The sequence below is a fragment of the Curtobacterium sp. BNK-1 genome, from assembly GCF_048685235.1.
Taxonomy (GTDB): domain Bacteria; phylum Pseudomonadota; class Gammaproteobacteria; order Enterobacterales; family Enterobacteriaceae; genus Pantoea; species Pantoea agglomerans.
The window spans coordinates 17,197-43,456 of record NZ_JBLQTJ010000003.1 but is presented as its reverse complement, the minus strand read 5'-3'; the positions used below and the strand labels follow the sequence as shown (position 1 = coordinate 43,456).

The 26,260-nt window shown below is 57.5% G+C and carries 32 protein-coding genes; 6 read left to right on the top strand and 26 right to left on the bottom strand.

Translation table 11 applies throughout. The features are described 5' to 3' along the window. Window positions 1–140: 140 nt before the first annotated feature. Genes ACMGGP_RS20200 through ACMGGP_RS20155 form a run of 10 tightly spaced genes read right to left on the bottom strand, consistent with a single transcriptional unit; the run spans window position 141 to window position 8,286 of the window. Window positions 141–536 carry a hypothetical protein gene (locus tag ACMGGP_RS20200; protein ID WP_110412165.1) on the bottom strand — a complete coding sequence of 132 codons (396 nt, stop codon included), beginning with the start codon at window positions 534–536 and terminating at the stop codon, window positions 141–143. Beyond that, window positions 533–3,382, bottom strand: a complete 2,850-nt coding sequence (locus ACMGGP_RS20195) for a conjugative transfer ATPase (protein WP_187493236.1) — start codon at window positions 3,380–3,382, stop codon at window positions 533–535. The genes ACMGGP_RS20200 and ACMGGP_RS20195 overlap by 4 nt, the downstream gene beginning before the upstream one ends. Beyond that, a complete protein-coding gene (locus ACMGGP_RS20190; protein ID WP_236352626.1) occupies window positions 3,382–3,798 on the bottom strand; it encodes a TIGR03751 family conjugal transfer lipoprotein in 417 nt (138 codons plus the stop codon). The genes ACMGGP_RS20195 and ACMGGP_RS20190 overlap by 1 nt, the downstream gene beginning before the upstream one ends. 11 nt (window positions 3,799–3,809) lie before the next feature. Beyond that, complete coding sequence (locus tag ACMGGP_RS20185) at window positions 3,810–5,351, bottom strand: TIGR03752 family integrating conjugative element protein (RefSeq protein ID WP_236352627.1); 1,542 nt, start codon at window positions 5,349–5,351, stop codon at window positions 3,810–3,812. Further along, window positions 5,341–6,258, bottom strand: coding sequence for a TIGR03749 family integrating conjugative element protein (locus ACMGGP_RS20180; RefSeq protein WP_498798778.1), 918 nt, complete (start codon window positions 6,256–6,258; stop codon window positions 5,341–5,343). The genes ACMGGP_RS20185 and ACMGGP_RS20180 overlap by 11 nt, the downstream gene beginning before the upstream one ends. Then, window positions 6,258–6,914 (bottom strand): PFL_4703 family integrating conjugative element protein, encoded by a 657-nt coding sequence (locus ACMGGP_RS20175; protein WP_110412169.1) that lies wholly within the window; start codon window positions 6,912–6,914, stop codon window positions 6,258–6,260. Before ACMGGP_RS20175 ends, ACMGGP_RS20180 begins: the two co-directional genes overlap by 1 nt. Continuing rightward, on the bottom strand, window positions 6,911–7,276 hold the full coding sequence (locus ACMGGP_RS20170) for a TIGR03750 family conjugal transfer protein (RefSeq protein WP_236352574.1): 366 nt from the start codon (window positions 7,274–7,276) through the stop codon (window positions 6,911–6,913). The genes ACMGGP_RS20175 and ACMGGP_RS20170 overlap by 4 nt, the downstream gene beginning before the upstream one ends. 13 nt (window positions 7,277–7,289) lie before the next feature. After that, on the bottom strand, window positions 7,290–7,679 hold the full coding sequence (locus tag ACMGGP_RS20165; protein ID WP_187508738.1) for a TIGR03745 family integrating conjugative element membrane protein: 390 nt from the start codon (window positions 7,677–7,679) through the stop codon (window positions 7,290–7,292). 29 nt (window positions 7,680–7,708) lie between these two features. Next, window positions 7,709–7,951, bottom strand: a complete 243-nt coding sequence (locus ACMGGP_RS20160) for a TIGR03758 family integrating conjugative element protein (protein ID WP_236352575.1) — start codon at window positions 7,949–7,951, stop codon at window positions 7,709–7,711. Next, window positions 7,951–8,286 (bottom strand): integrative conjugative element protein, RAQPRD family, encoded by a 336-nt coding sequence (locus ACMGGP_RS20155; RefSeq protein ID WP_236352576.1) that lies wholly within the window; start codon window positions 8,284–8,286, stop codon window positions 7,951–7,953. The genes ACMGGP_RS20160 and ACMGGP_RS20155 overlap by 1 nt, the downstream gene beginning before the upstream one ends. Before the next feature lie 390 nt (window positions 8,287–8,676). Between ACMGGP_RS20155 and ACMGGP_RS20150 the strand changes: the two genes are divergently transcribed. The 3 genes from ACMGGP_RS20150 to ACMGGP_RS20140 all read left to right on the top strand — a co-directional run bounded on the left by ACMGGP_RS20150 (window position 8,677) and on the right by ACMGGP_RS20140 (window position 10,950). Beyond that, window positions 8,677–9,279, top strand: coding sequence for a LysE family translocator (locus ACMGGP_RS20150; RefSeq protein WP_236352577.1), 603 nt, complete (start codon window positions 8,677–8,679; stop codon window positions 9,277–9,279). Between the two features lie 183 nt (window positions 9,280–9,462). Further along, complete coding sequence (locus ACMGGP_RS20145; protein WP_498798781.1) at window positions 9,463–10,059, top strand: LysE family translocator; 597 nt, start codon at window positions 9,463–9,465, stop codon at window positions 10,057–10,059. Window positions 10,060–10,302: 243 nt separating this feature from the next. Beyond that, complete coding sequence (locus tag ACMGGP_RS20140) at window positions 10,303–10,950, top strand: LysE family translocator (RefSeq protein ID WP_236352578.1); 648 nt, start codon at window positions 10,303–10,305, stop codon at window positions 10,948–10,950. Between the two features lie 21 nt (window positions 10,951–10,971). Here ACMGGP_RS20140 and ACMGGP_RS20135 read toward each other — a convergent pair whose 3' ends face one another. From ACMGGP_RS20135 to ACMGGP_RS20125, 3 genes are all read right to left on the bottom strand, one after another. Continuing rightward, window positions 10,972–11,265 (bottom strand): YciI family protein, encoded by a 294-nt coding sequence (locus ACMGGP_RS20135; RefSeq protein WP_236352579.1) that lies wholly within the window; start codon window positions 11,263–11,265, stop codon window positions 10,972–10,974. Window positions 11,266–11,483: 218 nt separating this feature from the next. Next, window positions 11,484–12,656, bottom strand: coding sequence for an alginate lyase family protein (locus tag ACMGGP_RS20130; RefSeq protein WP_236352580.1), 1,173 nt, complete (start codon window positions 12,654–12,656; stop codon window positions 11,484–11,486). A gap of 220 nt (window positions 12,657–12,876) precedes the next feature. Beyond that, window positions 12,877–13,278 (bottom strand): VOC family protein, encoded by a 402-nt coding sequence (locus tag ACMGGP_RS20125; protein ID WP_039661348.1) that lies wholly within the window; start codon window positions 13,276–13,278, stop codon window positions 12,877–12,879. Window positions 13,279–13,595: 317 nt separating this feature from the next. Here ACMGGP_RS20125 and ACMGGP_RS20120 point away from each other — a divergent pair, with 317 nt between their 5' ends. Further along, window positions 13,596–13,892 carry a chorismate mutase gene (locus ACMGGP_RS20120; protein ID WP_179898175.1) on the top strand — a complete coding sequence of 99 codons (297 nt, stop codon included), beginning with the start codon at window positions 13,596–13,598 and terminating at the stop codon, window positions 13,890–13,892. A gap of 151 nt (window positions 13,893–14,043) precedes the next feature. Here the strand turns inward: ACMGGP_RS20120 and ACMGGP_RS20115 are convergent, their stop codons facing one another. Next, the gene (locus ACMGGP_RS20115) at window positions 14,044–14,280 is read right to left on the bottom strand and encodes a hypothetical protein (RefSeq protein WP_236352581.1); all 237 of its coding nucleotides are present in this window, start codon (window positions 14,278–14,280) and stop codon (window positions 14,044–14,046) included. 193 nt (window positions 14,281–14,473) lie between these two features. Here ACMGGP_RS20115 and ACMGGP_RS20110 point away from each other — a divergent pair, with 193 nt between their 5' ends. Beyond that, on the top strand, window positions 14,474–15,229 hold the full coding sequence (locus ACMGGP_RS20110) for an alpha/beta hydrolase (protein WP_236352582.1): 756 nt from the start codon (window positions 14,474–14,476) through the stop codon (window positions 15,227–15,229). A gap of 250 nt (window positions 15,230–15,479) precedes the next feature. Then, entirely contained in the window at window positions 15,480–15,776 is a 297-nt protein-coding gene (locus ACMGGP_RS20105) for a chorismate mutase (RefSeq protein ID WP_179898175.1), read from the top strand. Between the two features lie 232 nt (window positions 15,777–16,008). Here the strand turns inward: ACMGGP_RS20105 and ACMGGP_RS20100 are convergent, their stop codons facing one another. The 12 genes from ACMGGP_RS20100 to ACMGGP_RS20045 all read right to left on the bottom strand — a co-directional run bounded on the left by ACMGGP_RS20100 (window position 16,009) and on the right by ACMGGP_RS20045 (window position 26,247). After that, window positions 16,009–16,779, bottom strand: coding sequence for a TIGR03747 family integrating conjugative element membrane protein (locus tag ACMGGP_RS20100; protein ID WP_236352583.1), 771 nt, complete (start codon window positions 16,777–16,779; stop codon window positions 16,009–16,011). Beyond that, on the bottom strand, window positions 16,772–18,877 hold the full coding sequence (gene traD, locus ACMGGP_RS20095; protein WP_115388382.1) for a type IV conjugative transfer system coupling protein TraD: 2,106 nt from the start codon (window positions 18,875–18,877) through the stop codon (window positions 16,772–16,774). The genes ACMGGP_RS20100 and traD overlap by 8 nt, the downstream gene beginning before the upstream one ends. Further along, a complete protein-coding gene (locus ACMGGP_RS20090) occupies window positions 18,870–19,445 on the bottom strand; it encodes a restriction endonuclease (RefSeq protein WP_498798777.1) in 576 nt (191 codons plus the stop codon). The genes traD and ACMGGP_RS20090 overlap by 8 nt, the downstream gene beginning before the upstream one ends. After that, window positions 19,442–19,948: an integrating conjugative element protein gene (locus tag ACMGGP_RS20085; protein ID WP_236352584.1), complete on the bottom strand. Its 507-nt coding sequence runs from the start codon at window positions 19,946–19,948 to the stop codon at window positions 19,442–19,444. Before ACMGGP_RS20085 ends, ACMGGP_RS20090 begins: the two co-directional genes overlap by 4 nt. Next, entirely contained in the window at window positions 19,945–20,616 is a 672-nt protein-coding gene (locus tag ACMGGP_RS20080; protein ID WP_236352585.1) for a lysozyme family protein, read from the bottom strand. The genes ACMGGP_RS20085 and ACMGGP_RS20080 overlap by 4 nt, the downstream gene beginning before the upstream one ends. Next, a complete protein-coding gene (locus ACMGGP_RS20075; protein ID WP_498798776.1) occupies window positions 20,595–21,290 on the bottom strand; it encodes a TIGR03759 family integrating conjugative element protein in 696 nt (231 codons plus the stop codon). The genes ACMGGP_RS20080 and ACMGGP_RS20075 overlap by 22 nt, the downstream gene beginning before the upstream one ends. Window positions 21,291–21,324: 34 nt before the next feature. Further along, window positions 21,325–22,068, bottom strand: coding sequence for a DUF2275 domain-containing protein (locus tag ACMGGP_RS20070; protein ID WP_236352587.1), 744 nt, complete (start codon window positions 22,066–22,068; stop codon window positions 21,325–21,327). Continuing rightward, complete coding sequence (pilL2, locus tag ACMGGP_RS20065; RefSeq protein ID WP_236352588.1) at window positions 22,065–22,685, bottom strand: PFGI-1 class ICE element type IV pilus protein PilL2; 621 nt, start codon at window positions 22,683–22,685, stop codon at window positions 22,065–22,067. The genes ACMGGP_RS20070 and pilL2 overlap by 4 nt, the downstream gene beginning before the upstream one ends. 127 nt (window positions 22,686–22,812) lie before the next feature. Next, window positions 22,813–23,061 carry a DUF2442 domain-containing protein gene (locus tag ACMGGP_RS20060; protein WP_064703432.1) on the bottom strand — a complete coding sequence of 83 codons (249 nt, stop codon included), beginning with the start codon at window positions 23,059–23,061 and terminating at the stop codon, window positions 22,813–22,815. Then, complete coding sequence (locus ACMGGP_RS20055) at window positions 23,045–23,287, bottom strand: DUF4160 domain-containing protein (protein WP_193585639.1); 243 nt, start codon at window positions 23,285–23,287, stop codon at window positions 23,045–23,047. Before ACMGGP_RS20055 ends, ACMGGP_RS20060 begins: the two co-directional genes overlap by 17 nt. A 103-nt stretch (window positions 23,288–23,390) precedes the next feature. Further along, a complete protein-coding gene (locus ACMGGP_RS20050) occupies window positions 23,391–23,879 on the bottom strand; it encodes an STY4534 family ICE replication protein (protein ID WP_110412182.1) in 489 nt (162 codons plus the stop codon). Between the two features lie 325 nt (window positions 23,880–24,204). Beyond that, window positions 24,205–26,247: a DNA topoisomerase III gene (locus ACMGGP_RS20045; protein WP_236352589.1), complete on the bottom strand. Its 2,043-nt coding sequence runs from the start codon at window positions 26,245–26,247 to the stop codon at window positions 24,205–24,207. Window positions 26,248–26,260: the final 13 nt, after the last annotated feature.

Genomic DNA, 26,260 nt, shown 5'->3' with positions numbered 1-26,260 from the left:
ATCTTCACCACCTCTTTGTAATCACTGCAAAGCCGCCGCCAGGCGGTTTTTTTACGCCCTGAAGCATATGTAAAACTACGGGCCAATTTTAAAAACTACCGGCCATGCAGGCCGGCAGTTTTATCAGATGACAACAGGCATTAATCCTCAAACACACTGCTAACCCAGAGCGTCATATAAACCATATCCGCCGCATCAGGCACATTGACGTACCAGCGCGGCGAGTCAAATTCGTTATCCAGCGGCAGGCTGGCGCGGCCTTCCTGGGTTACAAGAATGTCCGCGCGCTTGCCCCGGCTATCTTCCAGATGAATGGCGACGCAGCTGTTTTTACCGATCCGGTGCGGGTTACAGGTGATGGCGACCGGTGGCTGCAATCGATGCTTCAGCGCGCTTTTCATCGCCTCAAGCCGATCCTGGGTGCTCTGCGTGGCGACAGGCTCACCCTGCGGATACAGGCCGAAAAGAGTCGGCGTGGGCGTCTCATCGGCCGCAGGGGTATGTGTTACAGGGCTCGCGTATTTAAGCTTAATCATGCGGTCAGCTTCTCTCTTTTATCGTTGTATTCCGGCATCCCAGCCGACTCAGCCGTCATCAGTCCACGCAGACGATCCAGTTTTCTTGCTACGAGAATAGCAGCATCGAGCTCTGAACAGTTATGTTTACGCATCAGTGCCTTGCGCTCCGCTTTCTCTTCCTTCTCCGTCATGCCCAGCGCCAGAAACAGGCTGGGCGGTACGGCCCGGAACAGCGCCTCAATTTTTTTCGACAGTACCACGCCCTCGGTATAGCACCCGGAAAGCTTGCTGGCGGAGAGCAGCACGGACTTTTGCTCCTCGGAAAGCGTACGGAAGCGGGCGATGTCCTCCACCTCTTTTTTTGGCATGGTCAGGCAGATCCACCATTCGGCCATGTTCAGCATTTTGCCTGCAGCTGCCGGATAATCCTCAAGGTTCTGGGTGGCAAGCCAGAGCCAGGCTCCGAGCTTACGCCACATCTTGACCACCTTGGTCATATACGGCGCCAGGAGGGCGTTAACGGTCACGATATGTGCCTCATCCACCGTAAACACGATGTCGCGCTCAAGGTATTGGTCGCGCTCCGCAATGTTGTTGATGGTGTTGGTCAGGGAAACCATAGTCAGCGCCATCTGGGCCTCGTACCCCTCGCGGGCAAGGTGGCCCAGGTCGATGAGCGTGACGTCTGCCTCCGGCCACAGCGATCCTTCCTGATTAAACAGCTCGGCCTCAAAGCTGCCGGACTGGGTAAACATGCCCAGCGACTCCGCCATCTCCGCCGCCTTGGCCCGGCGTGATTCGTTACGGGCCTGCCCGCCCTCGGCGGCCTCGTCGGAGGAAATGCGGTTCAGGGCGTTCTGCAGGTCGCTGGGCAGCATCTGGCGGTTTTCATCCAGGGTCAGTCGGGCGGCCATCAGCAGGGCTTCGCGGATCATGGCCCGGTCGGCGCGCCTGAGCGCGGCGTCTTCCTTCGGATCGCCGCCGGTGATCATCATCCGGGCGGAAATTTCCATTTCTCCCAGAATGTCGCGCTTTTCATTGTCCTCGCCCTCGTCGTCCTCATCGATTTCCGGCAGGTCGCTTTCGGCCACCGCCAGCGGCGGGGCGTCGCTTTCAAACAGCTTGTGCGCGTCGGCGAACGGCGGCAGGGTCACGCCGCTGCCCGGCTTGACGCTGACCTTGTTCACCGTAAGACCGAGGCTTTCAAAGTAGTCCGCCGTCAGGCCGAAGCTGTTGCCGGCCTCGGCGATAAACAGGCGCGGGCGCTGTACGGCCATCAGCTGGCAGAGCATCGAGCATAGGGTGGCCGACTTGCCCGCCCCGGTTGGCCCGAACAGCAGCATGTGCGCGTTCTGAGAACGGTCGTGTTTGTTAAGGGGATCGAAGTTCAGCACGTCGCCGCCCCGGTTAAAAAAGCTGAAACCCGGGTTGCCGGTGCCGGTTTCCCGGCCGGTCACGGGCAGCAGGCCGGCCAGGTGCTGGACCCACGTCAGTCGGGTGTACCAGTTCTTTTTGTCGTGCTGCGGGTTAAAGCACATCGGCAGCGCGCGCAGCCAGGCATTCAGCGGGCCGACCTCGTGCTCTGCGCGCACGGGCTGCAGCCCCTCGTTGAGCAGCACCGTGGAAAGCTCGATGCGCTTGCGGTTCATCTCCTTCATATCCCTGGCCTGCAGGAAAAACGTGATGCCGGCGCGGTACAGCTTGTGCCGGTTGCCCAGCAGCTCCTTCACGGCTGCCACGTCCTGGCGTACGCGCCCCGACTCGGTGTTTTCCCCGATGGCGTTCTTTGCCAGCCGGTTAAACTTCTCTTCAAGAGTATCCTGCGGCTCCGCGATGATCGTCATGCACAGCATGGTGCCCTCGGGAAACATGTCCATCAGGGCGTTAACCTTTTTCTCGCCCCGGCTTTTCTCACCCGTCAGCGTGCCGGGCTCGGGCGGCTTGCGCAGCCGCTCAACCGTCAGGGCTGAGTGGGCCAGATTATCCAGCCACCACACGCCGTTTTCCACATCCGAGCGCGGCGGCGTGAACAGCAGCGTTTCGGAGAAGTCGTTTTCCACGGGGATCATGCCGTCAGGCGTGTTGCGGGTGTCCTCGTAGGCTGCCGCGCGGTAAAACTGCTCCGGGTCCATGCCTTCCGGCGCCGGGTTAAACAGCCGCAGGAGCCAGGCGTGCACCTGCAGGCCGTTCTGCCGCGTGCAGCCGATGTTGACGCTGGAGAGCGCGCCGCACAGCCTTTCGCACGCCTGGTTCAGCATGCCGACCGGCGGCATTACGTCGCGGTTGTTTTTCTCCACCCAGCGATACACCACCATGCGAGTCCGGCGCTGCTGGCCGCGCCACGGCTGGCCGGTGATTAGCTTGTCCACAAACAGCCCCTGCGGGCGGGCGATGCCGCGCAGGTGGCTTTCGGTTTCCTTCAGCCACGCCTCGGTAAAATCCGTGTGCTGCGCGTGCGGCTTAACGTACCCGCGCAGCCTGTCCAGATAGGCGTCCACGTCGTTTTCGTCCTGGCAGAAAAACTGCACGATCCAGGGGTTCGCTTCAATGTCGTCAAAGCTGTCCTGCAGCGCGTCTTCAACCACGTCCCGGATCTGCTCCAGACGCGTGTCGGGACGCCCCTCGGTGGCAACCGGGGTGATATCGTATACCGCTCCGACCGAGACGCCGTCGTCCAGCAGCAGGCACTGATCCTCGTCTAGGAACTCCGCCCACGGCAGGTAGTCCACGATCGACGGATTGTGCGAGTACACCTGCCTTTCGTCGCCCTGCGTCATTTTTCCCGGGCGTGCCAGCGGCTCCGGGCCGTCCTGCTCCGGCGCATCCTGTCCGGCCGGCCGGTTTTTCTTGAAAAGTCCAAACATCACAGCGCCTCCGTGCGTTCACCAGGCATCGCGTACTGCGTCTGGTCATAGAAGGGGAAAACGGTGCTGTAGCCCGGCACGGGCGTGTTGCCCTGCGCCAGGTGTGGAAAAACGTACATCACCATGTCGGGATTCGGCAGGCGCGGGAACTGCTGGCTGATCTCCGACTCCTGGGTGCGGCTGTAGCTGCGATCGTCGCCGGCCGCCGCCTGTTGTTCGGTATCGGTCAGGGCGCGGCGCAGGGCGGCGCGCCCCTCCACGCCGCGCGACGGGCCGCTTTCGCCGTCCGTGCCCTTCCACAGCTCCAGCATGTTGCTGTCGCCCGCCGGAAGCATCTCATCCTTTGACGTGGAGCAGCCCGTCAGGGTGGCGGCCGCAACCAGTACAAAAACGCCGAGCGTTACTGAAATCTGCATGTTATTTCTCCTCAGTCGAGCCCGCCGGTGCTGCCGTCTTCACCGGGCAGGGTGAAGTCGTAGCGCACCTTGCGGCCTTTGTCTTCATAGTCGATTGCCAGCTCGCGGGTGATGTGCACGGCGAGGTGCGCGCCCGGCTGAACGTAAATGGCGTCAAAGGTCTGGCCGTAGCGCTGCTTCACCCACTCGGTGATCTCGTCGGAGCTGCCGGAAAGCGCCTTGCCGAGCACGGCCTGTCCGGCGTCGCCGGTCAGCGTGGAGGTGACGCCGCCGTAGGCGTTGGTCTGGCTGGTCTGCTGGTTCTGGCCCACCGCATCGCCGGCCGCGCCGGCCGCGCCAAGCAGGCCCAGCGTCGGCAGGTAAGTGGACGCGTTGGATTTACGCGTGCCGGAAATGCATGGAATGCCGTTCTCATCGGAAATCCAGCCGATGCCGCCGTTTGTTCCGGTGTCTTTACCGCCGTTCTGTGCGTTCTGACCGTTGCCGGACTTGCCGCTGCGGTCGGGCTTCGGCAGCGTTCGCACCGTACCGTCGGTGAACACAAAGGTAATGCTGCTGACCTGGCCCCTGACGCAGGACAGGGTCCAGTCGCCCGAGGCCGTGCCGGACACGATGGCACCCTCCACGTCCGGGAGCTCGATGCCGTTGGCGGTCAGGTTGTCCTTGCCGATAAGCACCTTGAAGGGATACGGATCGGTCACGGTGCCGTTAACCGGCACGCGGCCCAGCAGGGCGGTCATGGCTCGGCTGCCGATGAGCGTGGAGTTTTCTGGCAGGGTGTAGACCGGCTCGCCCTCGTCTTCCTCACCTTTTTCGCTGGTTGAGCCCTTAACCTGCTGTTCGTAACTGGCCTTCTGTCGGGTGACGGCATTTTCGCTCATGAAGGAGGTCGGGAAGGCCGTTGTGCCGCCGGTGCTGGCTGAGCCGTTGCTGCTGCCGCCCTGTCCGGACTGGGTGCTTTTGCCATCCTGCGGCGTTACCCACATCAGGCCGTCGCTGCCAGCTGCCGCCGCGCCGCCGCTGCCGGCGCCCATGCCGTCCAGCCCGAGACCCAGAGGAATGTCGCCGTCCTGGCCGCCGGCCTTATCGGCCAGCCCTTTGCCGGTTTTCTGCAGCTGGGAGGTCAGGTCGTTGATTTTTGACGTCAGCGCGTTCTGCTGCTGGCGTAGCTGCTTCTCGCGGTCGCTGAAGCCCTTCTGTACGCCCTGAACGGCCTCGTTAACCTGGCCGGACACGTTCTGATTCCGCTCACGCAGCTTTTTATTCTCGTCCAGCAGGTCAGCGTTCTGCTTGTTTAGCGTGGCCTGCTGTTGCCGCACGGCGTTTAGCGAGCCCACGATGGTTTTCAGCGTGTCCTGCGGCGTGTCACCTTCGACGCCGAGCGCCTTAAGCTCCTGCGGGGAGAGGTTCGCTAAAGCCGGGTCGGCCTGCGCTGTTGTCTGCGCGGCGGGCTCGGGCGTCTTGCTGTTGTGGCTCTTGACCGCGATAAAACCGCCGGCGACGAGCACCGCCGGCACCAGGACCTTGACTAGGCCATTTGACTTAATCTTCATAGCGGATCACCTTCTGGGCGGAACGGGCGGCCTTGCGGGGGGTGGACGGCTCGCGTACGAACGCCTCATCGGCGCGGCCGGCGGTCACCAGGTACAGCGTGGTGGTGTCCTCCGGCGTGCCGGCGGCGCCCAGCCAGCGGTGCTGGAGGGTGGCGGTGATGAACTGGCCCTGCAGCTCACGCGGATCGAGCACGATCTTTTGGGAAGAGGTGTTGCGCACCCGTAAAGCCACCACTGTTCTCCCTGCAGCGCCCCAGCCAGCCACGGGTGACACGGTCACGGGCGCCGTGGGGTAAAGCGTGGTGATGCGGGACGGCAGGTGCGGATTAACGGGATGAATCCCGGGCACGCCTTCGACCGTGCGCACCGGGGCGTACAGGTTCTGCGCGGCGTAGCGCGTCAGCAGTACCGGAATGGGCGCCTTGTAGCTGACCTTTTTACGGCGAGCCGGCGCCCTGCCGGCGTCCTCGCCGGACGTCGGGGCAGCGTCAGCGGCGGCGCTGCCGGCCGTGCTGACGTCGCCGCTGTAAATGATTTTTACCGGCTCGGTCGGGCCCGCACCGGCGGCGCGGACGTCCAGCAGAATCACCTCGCCTGATTCCATGTCCTGCAGCTGCAGGCGGGTAGCCGGGAAGTCGCTGTCGGCCTTCAGGTAGACCGCGCCGCCGGTGCTCTGCACGCGCAGCTTGCCGTTCAGCGCGGGCGGAAAGCCGACGCGCACGTTTTTATCGGCAAAAATAACGCGCTCGGTGCCGGTTTTCAGGGGGATCTGCAGGGGAACGCGCTCCCACTTCATCAGCTCGTCGGCCCGCGCCGGGGCCGTGCTCAGTATGGCTGCCGGTATCAGCGTAAGCGACAGCGCCACCAGGCAGGCGCGGGAGCTGAATGTTAACGTTGAGCACATCATCAGAACATCCCCTTGTTGGTGTGTTTTGGCAGCTCCGGGGCGGCGGAGAGGCGCTGTGGAATGCCGTCGTAGCAGTCCAGGGCCATGCCGAACGGGTTGGTCTCGGAGTCGCCGTCCCAGCGAACGACCCTGATCGGGTAGCGCACGGTCACGCGCTTGACCGGCTCGGTGAGGTAGTATTCATCCGCGACCAGATCGAGCTTCACGACCCAGTTATCGCGGTCAACCACCTTCACGCTGTTGGTGTCGTAGCCGCGGCCGGGAATTTCATAAACCACGCGGACGCGGTCGGTGAGCTCGTTTTTCTCACCGCGCTGCTTAGCGTCTTCCTCAAGAAACGCCTTACACTGCGGCGTGAGGTAGGAGGACAGCGACTGAATGCGGGCGGGATAGTCCACTTTTCCGTTTTTGGGCCAGGCGTTGAGCTGCTGAAAAATGTAATAGGTAAAGCCGTATACCGTCGGCGGCGGGATTTCCCACCAGGGGCGGGTACTGCCCTTTCGTAAATCGGGCGGGTTATGAATGGTCAGCTTTTCCGGAGCGCGCATCCAGCCGCCCAGTGCGGTCATCAGCAGTAACAGCAACACAACGCAGGCCGCACGCAGGGTAAAAATATGCTGATCGCGGCCCTTAACCGCGTGGCGAAAACGACTCATTTGATGCTCCTGATGCTCTTGCTGCGACGCAGGGACCAGCCCCGCGAGTCGATGATTAGTGAAGGATCGCCGAAGCCCGTGCGGCGCATTTTCAGCGCGACCTGTTGCCACAGGTAGTTCTCGGGCTTGCCACGCTTTCTGGCGGCGAGCCATCTGCCGCCAAAGGCGATCAGCACGAGTGGGAACAGCAGGGCCACCGTCGGGACCGCCAGCCAGCCAAAAATGAAGGCAAATGGCAGGGAGAGCACAAAACCGATGCCCACACCCGCCAGTGCCGCCATTCCCAACTCGGGGGTGGTAAACCCCCGAAAAACAATAGGCTCTGAGTTCAGGCGATCCGGGAGAAAGCGAATGGTCGCCATCCGGATGCGCTCCTTAGTTGATAACTTCTGCGGACTTGCCCAGCAGCCAGATAACAGCAACGAGCAGAACGATACCCACCACCACGATGGAGCCGAATTTAGTCCAGGAGGCGCGGTCGTTGCGTACCTCGCCGAACGTCACCAGGCTCGCCTCGGCCACCTTGAAGAAGGCAAAGCCGCAGAGCACCAGGCCGCCCAGCACGAGGCCGTCCTGTACGTGGCCGCTCAGGGTGCCCATCAGGCCGTTGCCTGAGCCGCCAGAGGTTGGTCCCTCAACCTGAGGCAAATCGGCCATGGCAGGGGCGGCGGCAAACGCGCTCAGCAGGCCCGCGGTGATGAGGCGGGCATAAGCGGACTTGGCTTTAACGGAAACGCGGGACAGAACGGAAGAAAATGTAGACATGATTTCACCTGTATTGGGTTGATTAAGGGTTAACTGCAAAACATCCAGATACTTACGACTAACAATAAAACCGTGCGGACCACGGCCCTGCCCATGGCGGCTGACTTAACGCGATCCCCGGACCAGCCCGACCAGACGTCGACGATGGCCCAGGCGGCCCAGAAAAAAAGGAAGCCAATCAGCAGACCAAGGCACAGCAGGTGCATCCCGCTGGATTCCAGATTTCCTGAGGCGGCTTTAAAGGCCGCTTCTTGCGCGGCGGTCATCGCCATCAGGGGCGTTCCCGGCGGTAGTTACCGACCATGCCCGACAGATCGCGTGGCTGAGCGCGGGACGGCTCAAGGTAACGATCGATGCCGGCGCTGATGGTGCGCAGGTCGGCGCTGGCGCGCGGGTAGTCAAAGAAGTAGCGCCCACGCTCCGCGGTATCCTCTTGAGCGGCGGCCACCCGGGCACGCTCCAGCGACGCCTGCACCTGAACGATCATGCGCTGGGCGGACGCCAGCTCGTCCTTTTCAGATGCCTGTGCCGGCAGGACCGTGAGAGAGGTAAGGCCCAGCACGCCGCCGTACAGAAACAGTCGGGTGACCGGGCGAAAAGATTTCATATGCACCTCCAGTGGTTGTCAGGTGCGGTAAGGATGCTGAATCCGGCTGGACGGGTCAGCCGTTAACTCATTACCCGAAAATGAAAATTAATTGCGGCGGGCTGATGTGGGATGAAATGGGTGAAATATGTTAGGGTGTTGTAACTACTAATACATACTGACGCGCCGCTGCACCGGCTTGTCTGCTGACGACGTCACCCGAAACGAGTTCAGGTGACGTCGTCCAGCCTGATAAAAGCAGGGGTAGGCTGTTGAGGCATTAAAGTCCGCTATGAGCGAAGAGCGGACCTTTTTTGGCAAAGATTTATATATTCCAATTGCTTTAAATATCACTTTCTGGCGAAGCGCCTTAATGGAAATCAAGTAGAGCATCAATTAATATCCAAAATTATGGAAATAAACCTTTATGGCTTTATGCCAGCACTACTCCCTGTTGCACTGTCCCCCGGAGCAAGCTTCACTCTTGTTATGAATGGAGCTCTGGCAGGCGGTTACAAAGGACTATTCAGAACGCTTGCCGGAACAGCCTTAGGTATATACACACATGCGGTTCTCATAGGGCTAGGTATAACCGCTGTGATCATCTCGTCTCCAGCAACTTTTGCGGTGTTGAAAGTTTTCGGAACCGCCTATCTGCTCTGGTTAGGAGCAATGCTCATCCGCAGCGGGATAAGGTCAAATGCCAGCGGGCTTGCTGTTACGAAACATTCGGTGACTTTAAGAGAGGCTTGGATAGCTAATATTTTGAATCCTAAAGCCATCATTTTTTATCTGACAGTCGTTTCGCAGTTCGCAGGGATACAGGGAGGCGTCTACAACTATCTGACATTGGCAACAGTACATGTCGTGGTCATGAGCGTTTGGCTTGTCGCTGTCAGTCAGACACTTATATTTTCAGTAAAAAAAACAAATCCATTAATGCTCAAAAAATACGTCAACATTGCCGGCGGGGTGTTGCTCATTGCTTTTACTCTGCACAGCCTGACCCAGTAACTCATCACCTTTAGCAAAAATGTCCGCTTCTGGCACAAAGCGGATGGAGTCAGATGAACGTCCGCTATGAGCGAGAAAAGAACTTTTAAAAAGTAGTATTTGATAAATTGATTGCAGGGAACTAAATGATTAGCATTTGCTCTTTCGGACAAAGAAAATGACTGTTAACGATTCCCTCTTCGCATTCTCTCTCTCGCAGCACTGTTACTTACCCTGACTCCCGGCCTTGATACGGCACTTATTCTGCGCACCGCTTGTGCTGAGGGCGGCAAAAGGGCTTTTCACCCTGCGCCTGGCATTGATGCTGGCTGTTTTGTATGGGGCGCGCTGGTCGCGTTAGGTCTTGGTGCTCTTCTGGCAGTTTCAGAGATGGCTTACACTGTGCTCAAAGTTTGTGGCGCGGTCTACCTGAGCTGGCTGGGCTTACAACTGCTGATACGTCCTCGATCTTCTTTCAGTGATGGTGATGGCAACAAAGTTTCTCAGGGGAGCTGGTTTATCAGAGGAATGCTGGGAAATGTGCTCAATCCCAAAATGGGCATTTTCTATGTCTCTTTTTTGCCGCAGTTCATACCAGCCGGTCACTCGCCTTTAATATGGACTTTTATCCTGGTCAGCATCCACGTAGCGATTGGGACTATATGGTCAGTCACTCTCATTTTATCCACGCATTTTGCGTCAGCCGTATTGAAGAAAAGTCGCGTTGTGCGGGTGATGGACAGAGCAACAGGAGGCTTATTTTTATGCTTCGAGGCTAAACTTGCTAGTAGTACGAGATAGCTTTGGACTGGCTGGCGTTGTCCGTTCTGGCACAAAGCGAGCATGTCAGCATAGTGACGTCCGTTAAGAGCGAAAAGCGGATCTACGGTGTTAAGCATCATCTCTACTGAAAGTTAGTTCGTGGATGCAGAAAATAGAATATTGGTTATGGCAGTGAGGAGGGGCTAACAAAATTCTTGAGCTGGAAAATTAAGTGTTATACGGTTGGATTAATATTAAATTTCAAAGACATCTGAGGTCGCCATGCTGGATATTACCAATTTTGGACTCTTTGCCATTTCAGTTTTTTTGCTATCTGTAACTCCAGGACCTGATATGGCTTATGTGATTGGGCAAAGCGTTGCTAACGGCCGCCGCGCCGGTATTGTTTCAGCTTCTGGAGTGGCGTTAGGAAGCTGCACACATGCGATTGCAAGCACTTTGGGGCTTACTGCCCTTATCACTGCCTCTCCTGTTATGTTTACCGCGATTAAATACATTGGAGCGAGCTATCTGATGTTTCTGGGTGGAAAAATGTTGTTAGGGACATTCGCAGGGAAAAAGGACCGGGGAGATGCTGCCCCCCAAAATACCAGCAGAAAGGTAAGTGCCTACAGGTTACTGTCCAGGGGGTTTATAACTACATTAACTAATCCCAAAGTGCTCCTTTTCTTTATTTCATTTTTCCCTCAGTTTGTCACACCGGAAGGCGAACAACATGCAGCATCCTTTCTGCTACTGGGAGTGACATATGCTTTTATAGCTTTTTTGGTCGATGTGACATTTGCCATATTAGCTGGCAGCACGGCAGGAGCTGTTGCGGGTAATCAAAAACTACAAATTTTACTGGATAGAATTGTGGGAGCTACGTTCATTGCATTGGGCATAAGGCTAGTATTAGCCCGCCGGTAAACAATGAGCGAGGAGCGGACATTAATCTTTAAGCATGTCCTCAAAGGCGAGGCTCCACGATAAAACCTCAACCGATGCTCGCAAGCCATGGACCCAAAAAGGATCATCGGAAAATATGGATAAGGCCTCTTCTTCATGCTCAGTCTTCACGACCCATAGAGCTCCCACAGGTTGATCGTTATATTTTTCACGTAATGAACCAGCAGCAAGAACCACACCTCGTTTTTGCTTTAACCAGTCTAAATGAGCATTGAGATATTGTTTTCTGACATTGTATTCACCTGGGTGATCCATGAACCTTATTGCGAAAAGCATTTCTTCCCCTTTCCAGCATTCTAGATGGCGCTTCCTGAAAGTTAATAAGCACTGAAGATGACTTTTTATCAAGCGTTAACGTCCGCTTTTGGCACACAGCGGACTTACTGCAGGCTTAGGTCCGTTATGAGCGATCTACGGACATAGCTAATAGCGTTATATGTGAACTAACGAGGAGCAGGTCAGCCCAGCTTTTATACCGAAAAGCTTAATTAGAATTAATTAAGGAAAGTCAGGGTGCCATAACCCAGCTGGTCATAACCACCGCTGTTCGGGCCGTAATTACCACCACCACCTTCATTGCCTTCACTCATTATCGCCGCTTTTATCTCCGGCGCGCTAATATGCATCATCTGTACATAATGGCCGTAGAATAGCGCCCATACGGGCCTTTTTTCTCCGCGGGCTACGCTGGAAATGACTGACTGAGTGACATCACTGTTTTGGTAAATCGAATAAGGGACGCTGTTTCCTGAATTATATCTGGCTACATAGCGCGCCGCCCCGAGTAGGCGGTTGTTATAGGCACCGAACAGGTCATCGCCCTGGTTCCAGGCCAACTGACAAATGGTCCCTGCCAGACCAATGCCAAGCAGCGTATGCGCCTGATCTCGCCCGCTTTCCTGCCACTGTACAAGCCCGTCAGGATAAACTTTCCATGCTGCGTTTTTGAGCGCGCCGTTACCGTTTCCGCCGATATAGTAGTCACGAGCTTTTTTATAAAAATCTCTCCGGTCTGCATAAATACCAATAGCCATGAGGGAAGCGGTATTTGACAGGTCCCAGTTGGCCCAATAGTGATCCGTTTTTGCGCCATTATGATGTTCAAGAAAATCGATGTTCATGGGTGCAAATACCGTAATCAGCATATCTCTGACCGCCTTCTGCTGAGAGGCTGAGAAAGCGGATGACCCCCGAAGCGTTTCGGCTGCGACAGCAAGCTGGTAGCCGTAGAGTCCGGCCGCGAGAAATTTATCAGATGTTCCGTCAACGGCGCGTAGTTTATTCGCCCACTGAGTGAGTATGTATACAGCACGCTCTGCACGTGAGTTGTCGCCGCTCAGTCGCCAGTCCAGAGCTAAAGCATATGCGGCTGCTGCATCATTAAACAGGAATGAGTAATTTTCTTTTGGGTGACCTGTCGCAGCTCCCCGGTAAAGAGTAGCAACAGGATGAGGTGTGTAGTCAGGTGAGTCATGAGCATTAGTGCGTAATAAAGCAAAATCTGAAGACCAGGGCTGGTGCCCTTCTTTTACTTCCAGAGCTATTTTTCTGAAGTCATCAGCCGTGTTTAGTGCACCAGGATGGATAAATGAACCATTTTCAGAAAAACAAGATGGTGAAAATCCAAAAAATAACATGACTGCTATAGCCAATTTTTTATTTTTCATGATGTTAGCTCATTTATCGTGGTGTTTTATTAGAGTAACGGGACACAGCTGCAACCCAGAACACTATTGACCTGCTCGCCCGCATATTAGTTCATGCCGATGTTAGCAAAGTTCGCTTCTGACACAAACCGGACATCGGCATCACGTAGTGTCCGCTAAGAGCGAAAAGCGGACCTGGGATTGAGGCCGATTACGCATTAGTAACCGGACTCCAGAAGAGTTAACTTTGCTTGTTCTGGTAAAGATCCCAGCTGTTGCCGTAGATGTCTTCAAACACAACGACCATCCCGTACTCCTCCTCTCGCGGCTCCTGGCAGAAATGGACGCCTTTCGCCTTCATAGCGTTATAGTCGCGCCAGAAGTCGTCAGTCTGCAGGAACAGGAATACCCGTCCGCCGCATTGGTTGCCGATAAAGCCTTCCTGCCGTTCGTTTGAAGCACGGGCCAGGAGAAGATTACAGTCGCTTTCCGGATTCGGCGTCACAACGACCCAGCGCTTACCCGGCTGCGGCGTGTCTTCTACCAGCGTAAAGCCCAGCTTGTCGGTGTAGTACTCAATCGCGCGGTCATAGTCGTCGACCACGATGGCCACATAACCCATGCATCTTTTTTGCGTTCTCATTTCTGCTCCATCAGGTTTCAGACACAGCTGTCTTGAAACAACTTTTTAACACAACCGAACGCTACTAGTTGCATTGATAAGTCCAAAATAATAACGTCCGCTTCTGGCACAAAGCGGACTGACGTCGGGCTAATGTCCGCTATGAGCGAGGAGCAGTCATTCGTTCTATCTCTTTTATCGCACTCTCAATAACCACATATTCTTGATTGAATTCTTTCGTTTATCGTTCTTTCAGACAGACTTTAGAAATTTAAAACTGTTTTGAATCGAAGATTTATGTAACCTATCACACTCATGTACTAGTCAGGTGGATTGCAATGAATTTTTCGTCAATTGAGGATGTTAGGAACCGTATCGATCAGATTGACAGTGAACTGGTTAAAATGATCGCGCAACGCAGCCAGTGTGTTAAAGCTGCAGCAGCTTTCAAAAGTGACCATTCAGCCGTGCGTGCTCCAGACCGCGTCCAGCAGGTAATCGATAAGGTAAGTAAACAGGCGACTGAAGCAGGACTTCCCACAGTGATTATCGAAAAGGTCTACCGGGCTATGATCGGTGCGTTTATCGATTATGAACTCGATCAACACAACCAACTGCGACAAGAAAACCGCTGAAATTGTGCGTCAAGTTATAATAAAAGAGCTAATGAATGTCCGCTCCTGGCACAAAGCGGACTAACGCCAAGCGAATGTCCGCTAAGAGCGAGGAGCGGACATTGAGGAGATATCAGAATACCGAGCGACTATGTTTTGGGTGTTGTGCTTTTTATTCCCATCCCATTTCTTTGTAGGTCTTACTATCTTGTTCGGGAAAACCAGTTTGATATTCTCCCCAGTTACGGAACGCGTAATATTTTTTCATTGCTTCCAAATGGGAATCTGCGTCACATGTCCATACTAATCTGTAGTCCGGATCCAGCAATTTACGTGCAGAGTCTCCCCGTGGACCGGCAAGACAAAACAAATCTGAATCATCTTCGTTTGTCCATAGCTCATGCTTCATAATTTTTTCCCATACATTATTTCCCCTAAATTAAGATATTGCGATGTTATCAACGTCCGCTTCTTGCATAAAGCGGACAGGTGTCCGGTAACATCCGCTATGAGCGAGAAGGGGAAGTTATACCATTACTCGTTGAGATGTTTGTCTACAGACATGTATGCTTTCTGTCCACTCTGAATTTTAGGAGGTACATATGTTATCTACTGCAGGAACACCACAATTATCATATATTTCAGAAGGAAAAGGCCCTTTGGTCATAATGCTTCACGGTCTTCTAATGGACGGAAAGTCGTGGCGGAAAAATGGATTAATCTCCTTATTTAGTCCATTTTTCCAGGTTGTTTGCCCGGATCTTTTAGGCCACGGTGAAAGCGAAAAGCAGCCAGTGCCAGAATTGTACACACAACAAAACCAGGCGTTATCCATTATCAAAATTATGGATAGGTTGGGTTATGATAAAGCGCATGTGATAGGTTATTCCTCTGGCGCATGGGCTGCATTAGGACTACTAAACCACCATCCGGAACGGCTGCATTCTGTCGTTTTAGGCGGATGGGACTTAAAAAATGGCCTTCCGGAAACGCCTGAAGGCAAACTTAGTTTTGATATGTTTATGTCTTATGCAGCAAGCACAGCCCCAGAGCTTACCTCTGGGCTTTCACTTGACGATCAAGGAAGTATCAGATGCTTTTTCAATGAGTTAAGGAAATACTCTGAAAAAAAAGAAGCTTTATTTCCTTATAAGACACCAATTTTACTTTGGGCCGGGGCCAGCGACCCTTATAACTCAGCTATGGCTGAGATAGCGCAACAATATGGCTTATCTATGACCCTTGGAAAGGGGGATCACTTGAGTGAATTTAACAATCCTGACAAAGCATCACTAAAGAAAATTTTTAAATTTATTGAAACTCAGGAGGGTTCAATGCCATCGGTTACTTGTTCATAAAAATATAAATTGTGGTGGCTGCAGTCATGTCCGCTTTTGGTACCAGGCGGACTGACAACAGGCTAACGTCCGCTATGAGCGAGGAGCAGTCATTCGTTCTATCTCTTTTATCGCACTCTCAATAACCACATATTCTTGATTGAATTCTTTCGTTTATCGTTCTTTCAGACAGACTTTAGAAATTTAAAACTGTTTTGAATCGAAGATTTATGTAACCTATCACACTCATGTACTAGTCAGGTGGATTGCAATGAATTTTTCGTCAATTGAGGATGTTAGGAACCGTATCGATCAGATTGACAGTGAACTGGTTAAAATGATCGCGCAACGCAGCCAGTGTGTTAAAGCTGCAGCAGCTTTCAAAAGTGACCATTCAGCCGTGCGTGCTCCAGACCGCGTCCAGCAGGTAATCGATAAGGTAAGTAAACAGGCGACTGAAGCAGGACTTCCCACAGTGATTATCGAAAAGGTCTACCGGGCTATGATCGGTGCGTTTATCGATTATGAACTCGATCAACACAACCAACTGCGACAAGAAAACCGCTGAAATTGTGCGTCAAGTTATAATAAAAGAGCTAATGAATGTCCGCTCCTGGCACAAAGCAGACATTCAATGCAGGCATAAAATGAATCAAGCTGGCACGCACAGCCAGCAGCCAGCCCCTGAATGCCGCGTTAGCGGCATGGAAGCCCCAGATTTCGCTGAGGGTAACAACTAATAAGATAAGGCAAGTGACCTGAACCGACGGAAAGGCCCGCAACTGCGGGCCCGGGGGAGATCAAAGGTACTTTTTAAACGACGCGGTGGTGACCGTAATGGCAAGCCCCAGCATGATGGCCGCGGGCAGCAACAGCAGGTTGGGATAGACCGCCGACGGCCAGGACAGGTACGCCATCGCCGGTATGTAGACCGCCGGCTTAATCAGCCTTTTTGCCCGGTGATATAAAAACGACGACTCATAGCCCGCTCCGTAACGACGCAGATCGCGGCGTCCCAGCCCTTCCACCACGGCCACGGCGATAACCAGCACAAACAGCGGGATGGAGAGCGTCAGTATCGTGACCCGGATAAGCGTCACCACGGCCACCCAGACGGTGGCAAGCAGATACTGCTGCAGATAGCCGGCGAGCCAGCCGCTGCCTGACTTCAGCTGACGGGAAATTTCGTTGCCGCTGTTCATTTCCGATTCATACATCGACTGTACCCAGCCCACAAAACCGCTGTCAACGAAGGCCCACTGATAGGCAAACGTGATCCAGTGCGTAACGGTGACGGAGGGTTCAGAGAGCATCAGGCTGCGGGTAAAATCTGACGACAGGTAGCCCATTTCCGTGGTCATCACCTGCTGGCTGTGCGCGGCGCCCATTTCCGGCCAGAAGAACGCGATCCCGACGTATTCCACAATCAGGCTCAGGAACAGGGAGGCCAGGATCATGCCGGCCAGCTTCCACGGCCAGCCCCAGACCAGGTTGTAAATCAGCCCGTGCTCGCGCGGCGGAACCGGCTGCTGCGGATTCTGTGGCGTGACGTTGCGGCGCGGTTCAGCCATTGTCCTCTCCTTTCGTTACGGCCGGGGCAACGTGACCGGCGCCGCCGTTCCACCACCCTTCGCTGCTGTGGTAGTTCCGGCGCATCTCTTCGGCCAGGCGGGTGATATCGTCCGGCATGTGCTCGTCGGCGGCGTCGCCGGCGGGCAGCGGCATGCGGATTTTCCAGAGCTGCCCGCCCTCAAGCAGGGCGAATGCCTGCCCTTTCGGCAGCGACACGATATCCGACGGTTCCAGCAGCGGCACCTTGATCGTGCCGACGCGGTCCTGCGTGCTGGAGGTAAAGTCGTGATTAACGGTGACGTCTGCTGAATCCTGGTGCCCGGAGACCAGCGTTTTGCTGTAGATTTCAACCTGCGGCAGCTGGGTGGTCAGCAGCTCCGCCGTCCGGTTCTCACGTACGCGCAGCATGATGAGGTTGTTAAAGTTACCCTGCACCTGGGACGTTTTGGCCGCGCTGCCGATACGCGCCTCAATATCAGAGGACGTCTGCGTGTAGGCCGTGACCTGCATCCCGGCGCCGCCGCCCTTGTTGATCAGGGGGATAAACTCATCGCCCATCAGCTCGTTGAACTCATCACAGTGAAGGTTAATCGGATTTTTTCGGTCGTCCGCTCCCGGCAGGCCCGCGTTGATGCCGTGCTTGTAAATGTGTCCGGCAACACTCACCAGGTCGGCAAACATACTGTTGCCCACCGCGCTGCCCACCTCACTGTCGCTGAGCGCGTCGAGGCCGATGTACACCACCCCTTTTTTACGGATCACCTGCTCCCAGTCAAAGATTGGGCGCGGGTCTTCCATGTTGAGGTAATCAGGCGACAGCAGCTCGGCCGTTTTGCCCGTGGTCAGCTTCTCCAGCAGCGGCAGAAGGGACGCCACTATCTTGTCGAAGTAGGTCCGGTCGTAGCGCACGGCGGAGCGCAGGCCGTCCAGTATCGGGTCGTACAGCTGCTGCCCTTGTTCGGAGCTTAGCGCCACCTCATATGCCCAGATGCGCACGGCGTCCGGCTGTCCCTGCATGTTGCGGGGCACGTCATCCTCACCGAAGAGTTTAAGGTTGTTTTCGATCTGCTTACTCAGATCGGGAAGTTTGTCCGTAATGACTTTCACCGCGTAGCGCAGATACAGGTCCGCGATGTTGTTCACGTAGCGCGTGATCAGCGTGTAGTCGGGCCGTTCGCCCAGCGCAACCAGCGCCCGCGCTACGATGTTCACGAACCGCCAGGCAAACTCCCGGAATGCCGCGCTGTTGCCTTCGCCGCTCAGCTGCCCGGCCACGCGCGATGCGACCTCAGAGACGCGCCCGAACCGCCCCACGGCGTTATAGCGGGCAGATATGTCGGGCCACCCGAGGTGGAAGATGGTCAGCTCGTCGCCGCGACCGGCGCGGTGCGCCTCCGCCCACACACGCTTGAGCAGGTCGGCGTCCCCTTTTGGATCAAACACGATCGTCGTGTCGCCGCGCCGGATGTCCTGGGTGATCAGCAGCTCGGCCAGCCGGGTTTTACCCACGCGCGTCGTGCCGTAGACCACCGTGTGCCCCACGCGCTCGCGCAGATCAAGCGTGACGTCGATTTCGTTGGGTTCGATACCGTGTATGGCCGGGTTGCCGCCCACTGGCGGCAGCGGGCGGACCGGATTCAGAACGGAGTCGGCGTTAAGCAGTTTGCTCAGTGCGGGCAGCCGCTTTTCCGTAGCCTCCTCGGCGCGGCGCGCCAGCTGGTACAGCCTGGACGGCTGCAGGTAGTGGGCTACCTCGGGGCGCAGTGTGTCGCGCAGGCGCTGGGTATGCGTCTGCGTCCAGCGAAATCCCCGGCCGATAAAGAGCCGTCGTTTGCTCAGCGGGATCTGCCGGGAGGTCATCACGTAGCGCGGCAGCCGGCGCAGGTTGCGCCGGTAGCGGATCACCTGCATGCCCTGACGGGCGCGCACGATGGATAGCACGGCAAAACCGCCTGCCGTAACGTAGCTGACGGAGGGGGCAAGGGCGACCGCCCAGGGCGCGGTGACGCACACCACGGCGGCGGTGCCCGCCACGGCGGCCGTGTTCAGCTCAACAGCCGGGCGCAGCAGCGCTTCAATAACGTAGCGGTTACTCATGGGACCATTCCTTTAGTGAGATGCCGGACAGCAGCCTCAGCAGGTTTTGCCCACTGATGATCTTAAGCCGGGAAGAGGTACGGCAGACGGCCTGGCTCATCTGCCCGGTTCTGCCGGTATGGATAAAAAATCCGCGCTGGCCGGCGCGGGAGAGCAGCGCATCAAAATCCCGGACGTGACCGGGGGAAATGGCCCGGCTATAGCGTTTGGCCTGTATCAGCCAGCACTCGCCGTTGATAAACACTTTGCCGTCCAGGCCGCCGTCACCGCTGTAGGACGCGTTGCGCTCGACCTTCAACCCCTGCCGCTCAAAAGCCAGCAGAAGCAGTTCCTCAAAAACGTAGGGATTTATTTTGCGCAGATAGCTCATCCGCTGGCCGTCGCCGTTCAGTTCGCGCAGGCGCTGATGCACGCGCGCTGCGGTGGCGCGATAACGACGGTGCCGGCGGGCGGTGGCCGTCTCCCGGCGAAGCAGCCATGCCACGACGAAGAGCAGGATGACAAGCCCGGCGGCCAGCAGAGGATTGACCGACAGCAGCAGGGCAACGATTTGGGGCGTGCCCATCATGGCGCGGGCTCCTGGGTCAGCCCGCCGTCGGTGATAAGTACGGGGTAATGCGTCAGCTGCAGGCGGCGCGCCAGATCCGAACCTGAGGCCGGGGCAAGGGTCATGCCGGGCGCCAGACCGCGCAGCCCGTCAAGGGCGTCCTGGCTGTCCACGTTCACGACAAGCCCCACGGCGCCTCTGGCCGACAGACGCTGCGCGTTGTGCCGCAGCCAGGACCGGGATACATCATCGTCCCCGATGATGAACAGCGCGCCGATGCCGGGCAGCTGCAGGTCGCGCGGGTTGACTGCGCCCGGCGACATTTCCGGCGTGGTAACGGGCAGCATGGCCGCTTCGCCCTGGGCGGGCGGCGCGGAAACGGGTGCCGGCGAGTCCTGCCGGTTGACCGCGTCAAAGATGGCCTGCGTGCTCTGTCCTCCGAGGTCGGCCAGCACGTTCAGCTCCGCATGGGACGAGAGCGACAGCAGGATGAGGGGCATGGCAAGAAAGCGGACGTTTTTCATGGTCTCGGGCTCCTGGGTTCAATCCAGACGAATCCGGTGTTGGAAGTAGCAGCGGGCACAGGGGCATTGTCCGCCAGCTGCACGGGAGCCGGCGCCGGGCTGTTATCCACGGGGGCCGACTGCGAAGGCGGCGACTGCAGCGTGGCAAGCTTTGTTCTGATAAAGGAGCGGTAGCGCGCGGCGGCCTGTCCGCCGGCGGGATGGTGATAGCAGCCGGCGGCGTCCAGCCAGCTGCCGGGCTTACGGTCCCAGCATTCGCGCAGGATAACGGCAGCGGCGTTGAGGTTGGTGTACGGATCCAGCGCTTCCCAGGTGGACGTGAAGTGATCGCCGTTCCAGCCAAGGTTGACCTGCGCAATGCCCACATCAATGCGCTTCAGGGAATGGGTTTTCATGAACACCTGCAGCGCCTGCCAGGCCTCAAGCCGGGTTTTGTAGCGATACCCCTTCCCCGCCACGTTCAGCGTCCAGGGCCAGGGACGTACGCCCCGAGGCAGCGTGCGGGAGGATTCCTGCAGGGCAACCGAATACAGCGCCTCCGGTGGCACGCCGTGCTGGCGCGCCACCTTTGTATAGCCGTCGGGTACAGTCTGCATACCGGATGACCAGCAGTTTGCCGACGCCAGCAGCAGCAGGGCCGCGCCGGTCAGTACGCTGCGAGTTGCCATCCGTTTTCCCCCTGCTGCAGCACCACGGGCATCATGCCGTTGCCGAACCGCATCCAGCGGCCGCCGTCGTGATTAAGCGTGATCTCACGGCTGCGTACCTTGTCCAGCGGGATGTGATGCGCTTTGGCCCAGCTGCGCAGCGCGTCGTCGTCGCCCTGGCTGTCAACCAGATAGATATCGACCGGACGGTCGTCGGCCAGCACGGCGGACAGTCGCGCGTCACACTGCGAGCATCCGGCAGACTTCACGAACAGCGCCAGTCGCCCGCCGGTGTCGTGGGCAATGCCGGCGGCGTTACCCATGTTAACCGCCAGCGTGTTGGGGTACAGCCGCTGCCAGGCGCTGTTCACCTCGCGCTGAAATTCCATTTCTTTCTGCGTGCGGGCAAACTCCTGCTTCACCCACTTCTCGGCGTACTGACGGCGCTCTTCGGCGCTGCGCGCCTCGATGCCGAGCGTGGAGAGTGGATCGAGGCCGGGCGACTGCGTGCCCCGGGGGCCGTTCATCAGCTGCTGATAGCGCTGATAGTCCTGCTGGTTCAGCCCCCACTGCCCCGCCTGCTGCTGCAGATCCTGAACCGCGCTTTGCCCGGTGTGCTGCGCGTCCGTAGCCTGCCCCTGGCTGTCAGTGGTCTGGACACTCGCGTACGCGGTGCCGCCGCATGTAAGTAGCAACAGAATCAGTGCTTTTATCTTCATTTCGACTCCGTTATTGAACGTTAACGGTGGTTACGTGCCCGTTTACCCGAAACTGCGCCTGTCCGTAGCCGGCGCCGATCAGCGTCCAGCCCTGCACGGACTGGCCTTCGCCGATAAGGCGGATCTGTGACAGGTCGCTGAAGCCCTGCGGGGCTACGGCGGCAAAGGACGTGGTGCCCCGCTTTTCCACGCCGGTCAGCACAAACGGCGCCCGGCGTGCCACTTTATGGGCGGCACGATGTGGCTTAGCGGGTGCCGGCTTTTTTACGGCGGGCGAGGTGTCGGCGTGAGGCGTCTCTTTCGTCTTGCCCTGGAGCGCGTTCAGCTGCGCGTCAAGCCCGGACAGCTGCGCCAGCATGCTCTGCCGGGCGGCGCTGAGATCGCCGACGGCCTGCTGCAGGGCGACAAGCGCCGGGCCGCTCCGGTCCTCCTTCAGCGCGGCCTGCAGGGCGGCGATCTGCTGCTGCTGCCGTTTCAGATCTCCGCCGTACGCCTTCAGGCTGTCCTGCAGGGGCGTAAGATCGGACTGAGTCAGCGCCTGCGAATACACCACGTTTTGCTGTTTTTCGACGTGGGCGAGACGCTGATCGAGCGCGCTCACGCTTTTAAGGGAAATAAACGTCAGGCCGGCCACGGCCAGCGCCACCGCGACGCCGCCATAAAGCGGCAGTCGGCGCAGAATCGCCGCGCCTTTGCGTGGCTTCTGCTGCACTTCACCGGCGAAATCGTCTTCATCAAGGGCGGGATTGCTCATTTTGTCAGAAACCCTCCGCGTACGGGCTGGCCCTGAATCACCGGCGGGGAAATGGTGTTGCCGGACGCCTCAGGCAGTGTGGCGGTGCGCGGCGACAGCTGGGTGGCCGGAAGCTGATAACCGGCGCGCAGGCTGTGGCACACCACGCGCTGCACGTCGTCCACCTCAAGCTGCCAGGCCGCGCCGGCCATTACCTGTAGCGCGGTGCGCAGACGCATCGGGCCGAGCTGATACTGCACCGCCGGCAGCGGCTGCCGGTATAGCACGCCGTTGGCCGGGCCGGTCTGACAGAGCGAGTAGCCGGACTGCTTCAGGGCATAGCGCATGGCGTCGGCGACCGTGGGCTGTACGGACGGGGGAATGCGGATGTCGATAATCTGAGAAAGCGGATCCTGCTGGGCTGCCTGCGGGTCGGTGCTGACCAGAAGGTAACGGTCGTAGCGCACCACCTCCGGCGCGCGTCCGTAGGGATCGTCGGCCGGGGTCTGGACGTTGCGGGAGACGCTGACCGACGGCGTCGGCTGGACGGGCGCCCGCTCCTGCAGCTTCTGGGGCGGCGTGGCGCATCCCGTCAGCACCACGAAGGGCAGAACGGCGGCGAGGGCGTGTAGTTTCATCTGAAGATTCCTGTAGGTGACAGAACAGGCATCACTGTGCGGAACTCTTCAGCGGGCTTCTACGAACAACTCTTTTTCCGGATCCAAAAAAAAACGCCGACCGGGGTCAGCGTTCAGGCAGGGCGCGTCAGGCGACCTGATGAGGAGGGTGCGTGATGTCACCGCGCCCCTGTATCAGCCCCTCAACGGAGATGTCTTCGTCAAGGGCGTCCCAGTGTATGCCACGGGGAGATAGTTCGTAGTCGTTGCGCTGCTCGGGCGTGGCGTCAAGCAGCCGCGGAAACCAGGACAGCGGTACGCCAAGCGTGCGATCGTCCGTGAGTTCAACCCACATGGTGGAGTCATCGAACCGGACATCTCTAGCTGAAATAGTCATTCCAGGCCTCCAGTAGTGTCGTTTTGTGTAGCTTCACCAGTACGAACAGCTCTTTAAGGGTCCGTGAGTCAAATCCGTCATTTCTTGCCAGCGCCACCACGGGTTCAAGCCAGAACTTAGCTTCAGCGCCGGCTTTGGAAACGTGGATATGCGCGGGTTCACGCGGATTGCCTTCGTTGGAGTAGAAAAAGAACCGAAAACCGTTCAGCCGAAGTATGACAGGCATCGTCAGTAACCTTTAGGGAATTATGGTGGAGATTACAGCGGCAGTCAAAACCCTGCAAACGCCGTAAAACTGCCCGTGAAAGGGCAGATTTGGGAGGGTAAAATCAGAACGAGTTGTCAGCGTAGGACGGCGCCTGCTCTGAGCCACTCTGTGCCGGCGGCGCATCGCTGCGTTCCGGTTTGTAGACCATGTCCTGACCGATTTTAATCCAGTCTACCTTGATCAGTCGGGCCTTCAGGCTGACGCGGCTTTCACCGGCGTGCTCACCGTTTTTCAGCTGGAAAATGTCGGTTGACGGGTTGCTCAGAGAAAACCCGATCAGCACCTTCTTGTCCTCATCAACCGCCTTCTGGCAGCGGTTAATCAGGCTACTGGCTTCTTTGCCGGCAACCGTTACGTCAAAACGAACGTAGGAAGGACTGTCACTCGGGCCGGACAGCGCGTTGATCACGCAGCTGATGAAGGTGCCGGACTGCGCGTTAACCTGCCGGACGTTACTCAGGTAACCCAGGCCTTTAATGGTCAGGTTAAAGTAATCGTTGCGGCTGGCGGCGGACGTAGTGGTGGCGGACTGCGCGTTGTTTACAGACATGATGTTATCTCCGGGGGTCAAAAAAAATCGACGGAGAAAACTTCGGCCCGGACGGGAGAAGTCTTCCCGTCGGGGAGTCAGATTCAGGTGAGTCTGACTGTCTGGTTAGTTGAATAAACCCTGATCGTCAGGCAGTAGGTGCCATATGTTGACGATATCTGCTTCCAAAGGTGCGCAGATGTACCACACAGTGTGCGCTCCCTTTCAGGCTACAGGAGCTTTCTGTTCAGCCACCCGAAGGCGATTCTCTCAGGCTGATGAATCATTGGTAGTCGTCAGAGACGACGGATAAGCCCTTTTATTTTTAGGCCGCGCGTTCGCAATGTCAACCGTCCACCTGTAAAACGCCCGGGGCTTTTGGCCCGCTGCTCCTGCGCTTCCCGGCGGCCCGGCGTTTTGTTTTGCGGTTGGCCTCACCAACGATCCCCTTGCATTCCGGGTACTGAACGCAGCCCCAGAACATGCCCTCTTTACCCGTTCGCTGACGCATCGCCTTGCCGCAGAGCGGACAGTCTGGACCGACCGGCACTGTGACGTGAAACGGCTGCGCGCGCCCCTTTTCAATCAGGTGACGCGTCCACTGCGCCTGTTTTTGCATAAAGCCGAGCAGATCCGATTTCCCCTGCGCGATATCGTCCAGCGCCTGCTCCCAGAGAGCTGTCATGCCCGGGCTGGTCAGCGTCTCCGGTAGCGCGGCGATAAGCTCGCGGGCCATCTGCGTGGAGTGAATGTGTTTCCCTTTTTTCTCCAGGTATCGACGCTTGAAAAGCGTTTCCAGCACGCCGCTGCGCGTGGCCTCCGTACCCAGCCCGGCGTTTTCCCGCAGCACCTTTTTGAGCTGGGGATCGCTGACCAGGCTGGCGGCATTTTTCATGGCCGCAATCAGCGTGCCCTCGGTCATCGGCGCGGGCGCTTTCGTCACGTTGTCTTTTACGGTCCCGCCCTTCACGCGGCATACGTCGCCTTTATCGAGCGCCGGTAGGCTGGCCGGCGCGTCCTCTTCGCCTTCCGCCTCGTCGTCGTCCTGCAGGCCGCTGAACAGCGCTTTCCAGCCGGGCACCACGGTAACGCGTCCGCGCGTCCGAAACAGCTGGTTTCCCAGGTTAAACGTCGCGCCAGTGACGTCAGATTCCTGTAGTGGCATAAACTGCGCCAGATAGTGCTGACGAATAAGCTGATAAACCTTCAGCTCATCTGAGCTGAGGCGCGCCAGGTCAAATGCCTGACGCGTGGGAATGATGGCATGGTGAGCAGTGATTTTTTTATCGTTCCATACCCGGGACATAAAGCTTTTGTCCAGGCCCGACAGCGTCGGACCGACCGAAGGGTCGGATGCCAGAATAGCCCGGAGAACGTCCGCCACCTCGTCCCGCATGGACAGCGGCAGGTAGCCGCAGTCGGTACGCGGATAGGTTGTCGCCTTGTGGGTTTCATAAAGCGCCTGCGCGATGGTCAGTACCTGGCTGGCCCCCATCCCCCACTTTCGGGAGCACACCTGCTGAAGCGTGCCGAGATCGAAGCACAGCGGCGCGGGCGTTTTTTCCCGTTTCTTCTCCGCGGTCAGAACGGTAGCCGATCCGGTTTTCTGGCAGAGCTGCAGAACGGCATTGGCAATCGGCTGATTGATGCAGCGCTTTTCCTCGTCGCAATATTGTTCTGCGCCGACCCACTCGGCGTGAAAAGTAACGCCGTCTTTTTCCAGCTGTGCCCTGACCTGCCACCAGGGTTTGGGGGTGAAGTTCGCGATCTCATTGTCGCGATTAACCACTATAGCTAGTGTCGGCGTCTGTACCCGCCCCACAGAAAACATCTCCGCATGGCCGGCCTCGCCGGCCTTCAGGGTGTACAGGCGCGTCAGATTCATCCCGATAAGCCAGTCGGCCTGCGAACGGCCGACGCCCGCCTGATACAGTTTTTCGGTTTTCTCGCCGGGCAGCATGTTCTGTAGCGCCTGGCGAATGCTGCCCTCGTCCAGCGCGGACAGCCACAGGCGGCGAATAGCGCCACGGTAGCCGCAGTACGTCATCAGTTCCCGGGCAATCACTTCGCCTTCGCGATCCGCGTCGGTGGCGATCACTACCTCGCGGGCTTTTTTCAGCAGCTTTTTAATCACGGCAAACTGATCTGCCGTTTCTTTCTTAACCACCATTTGCCAGGTTTCGGGGATCACCGGCAGCACGTTTGCACGCCAGGGCCGTCCGAACTGTTCGCCGTAAGCCTCGGGCGTGGCCGTTTCCAGCAGGTGCCCCACCGCCCAGGTGACGGTGACGTTCTCGCCTGAAATATATCCCTGCCCGCGCTGGCTGACGCCCAGCACTCTGGCGATATCCTTTGCCTGTGACGGTTTTTCACAAAGATAAAGCTGCACAGCTGACCTCCCG

Coding starts and splice junctions, on each gene's coding strand:
- ACMGGP_RS20200 (WP_110412165.1), bottom strand. CDS start 536: ATGATTAAGCTTAAATACGCGAGCCCTGTAACACATACCCCTGCGGCC.
- ACMGGP_RS20195 (WP_187493236.1), bottom strand. CDS start 3,382: ATGTTTGGACTTTTCAAGAAAAACCGGCCGGCCGGACAGGATGCGCCG.
- ACMGGP_RS20190 (WP_236352626.1), bottom strand. CDS start 3,798: ATGCAGATTTCAGTAACGCTCGGCGTTTTTGTACTGGTTGCGGCCGCC.
- ACMGGP_RS20185 (WP_236352627.1), bottom strand. CDS start 5,351: ATGAAGATTAAGTCAAATGGCCTAGTCAAGGTCCTGGTGCCGGCGGTG.
- ACMGGP_RS20180 (WP_498798778.1), bottom strand. CDS start 6,258: ATGATGTGCTCAACGTTAACATTCAGCTCCCGCGCCTGCCTGGTGGCG.
- ACMGGP_RS20175 (WP_110412169.1), bottom strand. CDS start 6,914: ATGAGTCGTTTTCGCCACGCGGTTAAGGGCCGCGATCAGCATATTTTT.
- ACMGGP_RS20170 (WP_236352574.1), bottom strand. CDS start 7,276: ATGGCGACCATTCGCTTTCTCCCGGATCGCCTGAACTCAGAGCCTATT.
- ACMGGP_RS20165 (WP_187508738.1), bottom strand. CDS start 7,679: ATGTCTACATTTTCTTCCGTTCTGTCCCGCGTTTCCGTTAAAGCCAAG.
- ACMGGP_RS20160 (WP_236352575.1), bottom strand. CDS start 7,951: ATGGCGATGACCGCCGCGCAAGAAGCGGCCTTTAAAGCCGCCTCAGGA.
- ACMGGP_RS20155 (WP_236352576.1), bottom strand. CDS start 8,286: ATGAAATCTTTTCGCCCGGTCACCCGACTGTTTCTGTACGGCGGCGTG.
- ACMGGP_RS20150 (WP_236352577.1), top strand. CDS start 8,677: ATGGAAATAAACCTTTATGGCTTTATGCCAGCACTACTCCCTGTTGCA.
- ACMGGP_RS20140 (WP_236352578.1), top strand. CDS start 10,303: ATGCTGGATATTACCAATTTTGGACTCTTTGCCATTTCAGTTTTTTTG.
- ACMGGP_RS20135 (WP_236352579.1), bottom strand. CDS start 11,265: ATGCTTTTCGCAATAAGGTTCATGGATCACCCAGGTGAATACAATGTC.
- ACMGGP_RS20130 (WP_236352580.1), bottom strand. CDS start 12,656: ATGAAAAATAAAAAATTGGCTATAGCAGTCATGTTATTTTTTGGATTT.
- ACMGGP_RS20125 (WP_039661348.1), bottom strand. CDS start 13,278: ATGAGAACGCAAAAAAGATGCATGGGTTATGTGGCCATCGTGGTCGAC.
- ACMGGP_RS20120 (WP_179898175.1), top strand. CDS start 13,596: ATGAATTTTTCGTCAATTGAGGATGTTAGGAACCGTATCGATCAGATT.
- ACMGGP_RS20115 (WP_236352581.1), bottom strand. CDS start 14,280: ATGAAGCATGAGCTATGGACAAACGAAGATGATTCAGATTTGTTTTGT.
- ACMGGP_RS20110 (WP_236352582.1), top strand. CDS start 14,474: ATGTTATCTACTGCAGGAACACCACAATTATCATATATTTCAGAAGGA.
- ACMGGP_RS20105 (WP_179898175.1), top strand. CDS start 15,480: ATGAATTTTTCGTCAATTGAGGATGTTAGGAACCGTATCGATCAGATT.
- ACMGGP_RS20100 (WP_236352583.1), bottom strand. CDS start 16,779: ATGGCTGAACCGCGCCGCAACGTCACGCCACAGAATCCGCAGCAGCCG.
- traD (WP_115388382.1), bottom strand. CDS start 18,877: ATGAGTAACCGCTACGTTATTGAAGCGCTGCTGCGCCCGGCTGTTGAG.
- ACMGGP_RS20090 (WP_498798777.1), bottom strand. CDS start 19,445: ATGATGGGCACGCCCCAAATCGTTGCCCTGCTGCTGTCGGTCAATCCT.
- ACMGGP_RS20085 (WP_236352584.1), bottom strand. CDS start 19,948: ATGAAAAACGTCCGCTTTCTTGCCATGCCCCTCATCCTGCTGTCGCTC.
- ACMGGP_RS20080 (WP_236352585.1), bottom strand. CDS start 20,616: ATGGCAACTCGCAGCGTACTGACCGGCGCGGCCCTGCTGCTGCTGGCG.
- ACMGGP_RS20070 (WP_236352587.1), bottom strand. CDS start 22,068: ATGAGCAATCCCGCCCTTGATGAAGACGATTTCGCCGGTGAAGTGCAG.
- pilL2 (WP_236352588.1), bottom strand. CDS start 22,685: ATGAAACTACACGCCCTCGCCGCCGTTCTGCCCTTCGTGGTGCTGACG.
- ACMGGP_RS20060 (WP_064703432.1), bottom strand. CDS start 23,061: ATGACTATTTCAGCTAGAGATGTCCGGTTCGATGACTCCACCATGTGG.
- ACMGGP_RS20055 (WP_193585639.1), bottom strand. CDS start 23,287: ATGCCTGTCATACTTCGGCTGAACGGTTTTCGGTTCTTTTTCTACTCC.
- ACMGGP_RS20050 (WP_110412182.1), bottom strand. CDS start 23,879: ATGTCTGTAAACAACGCGCAGTCCGCCACCACTACGTCCGCCGCCAGC.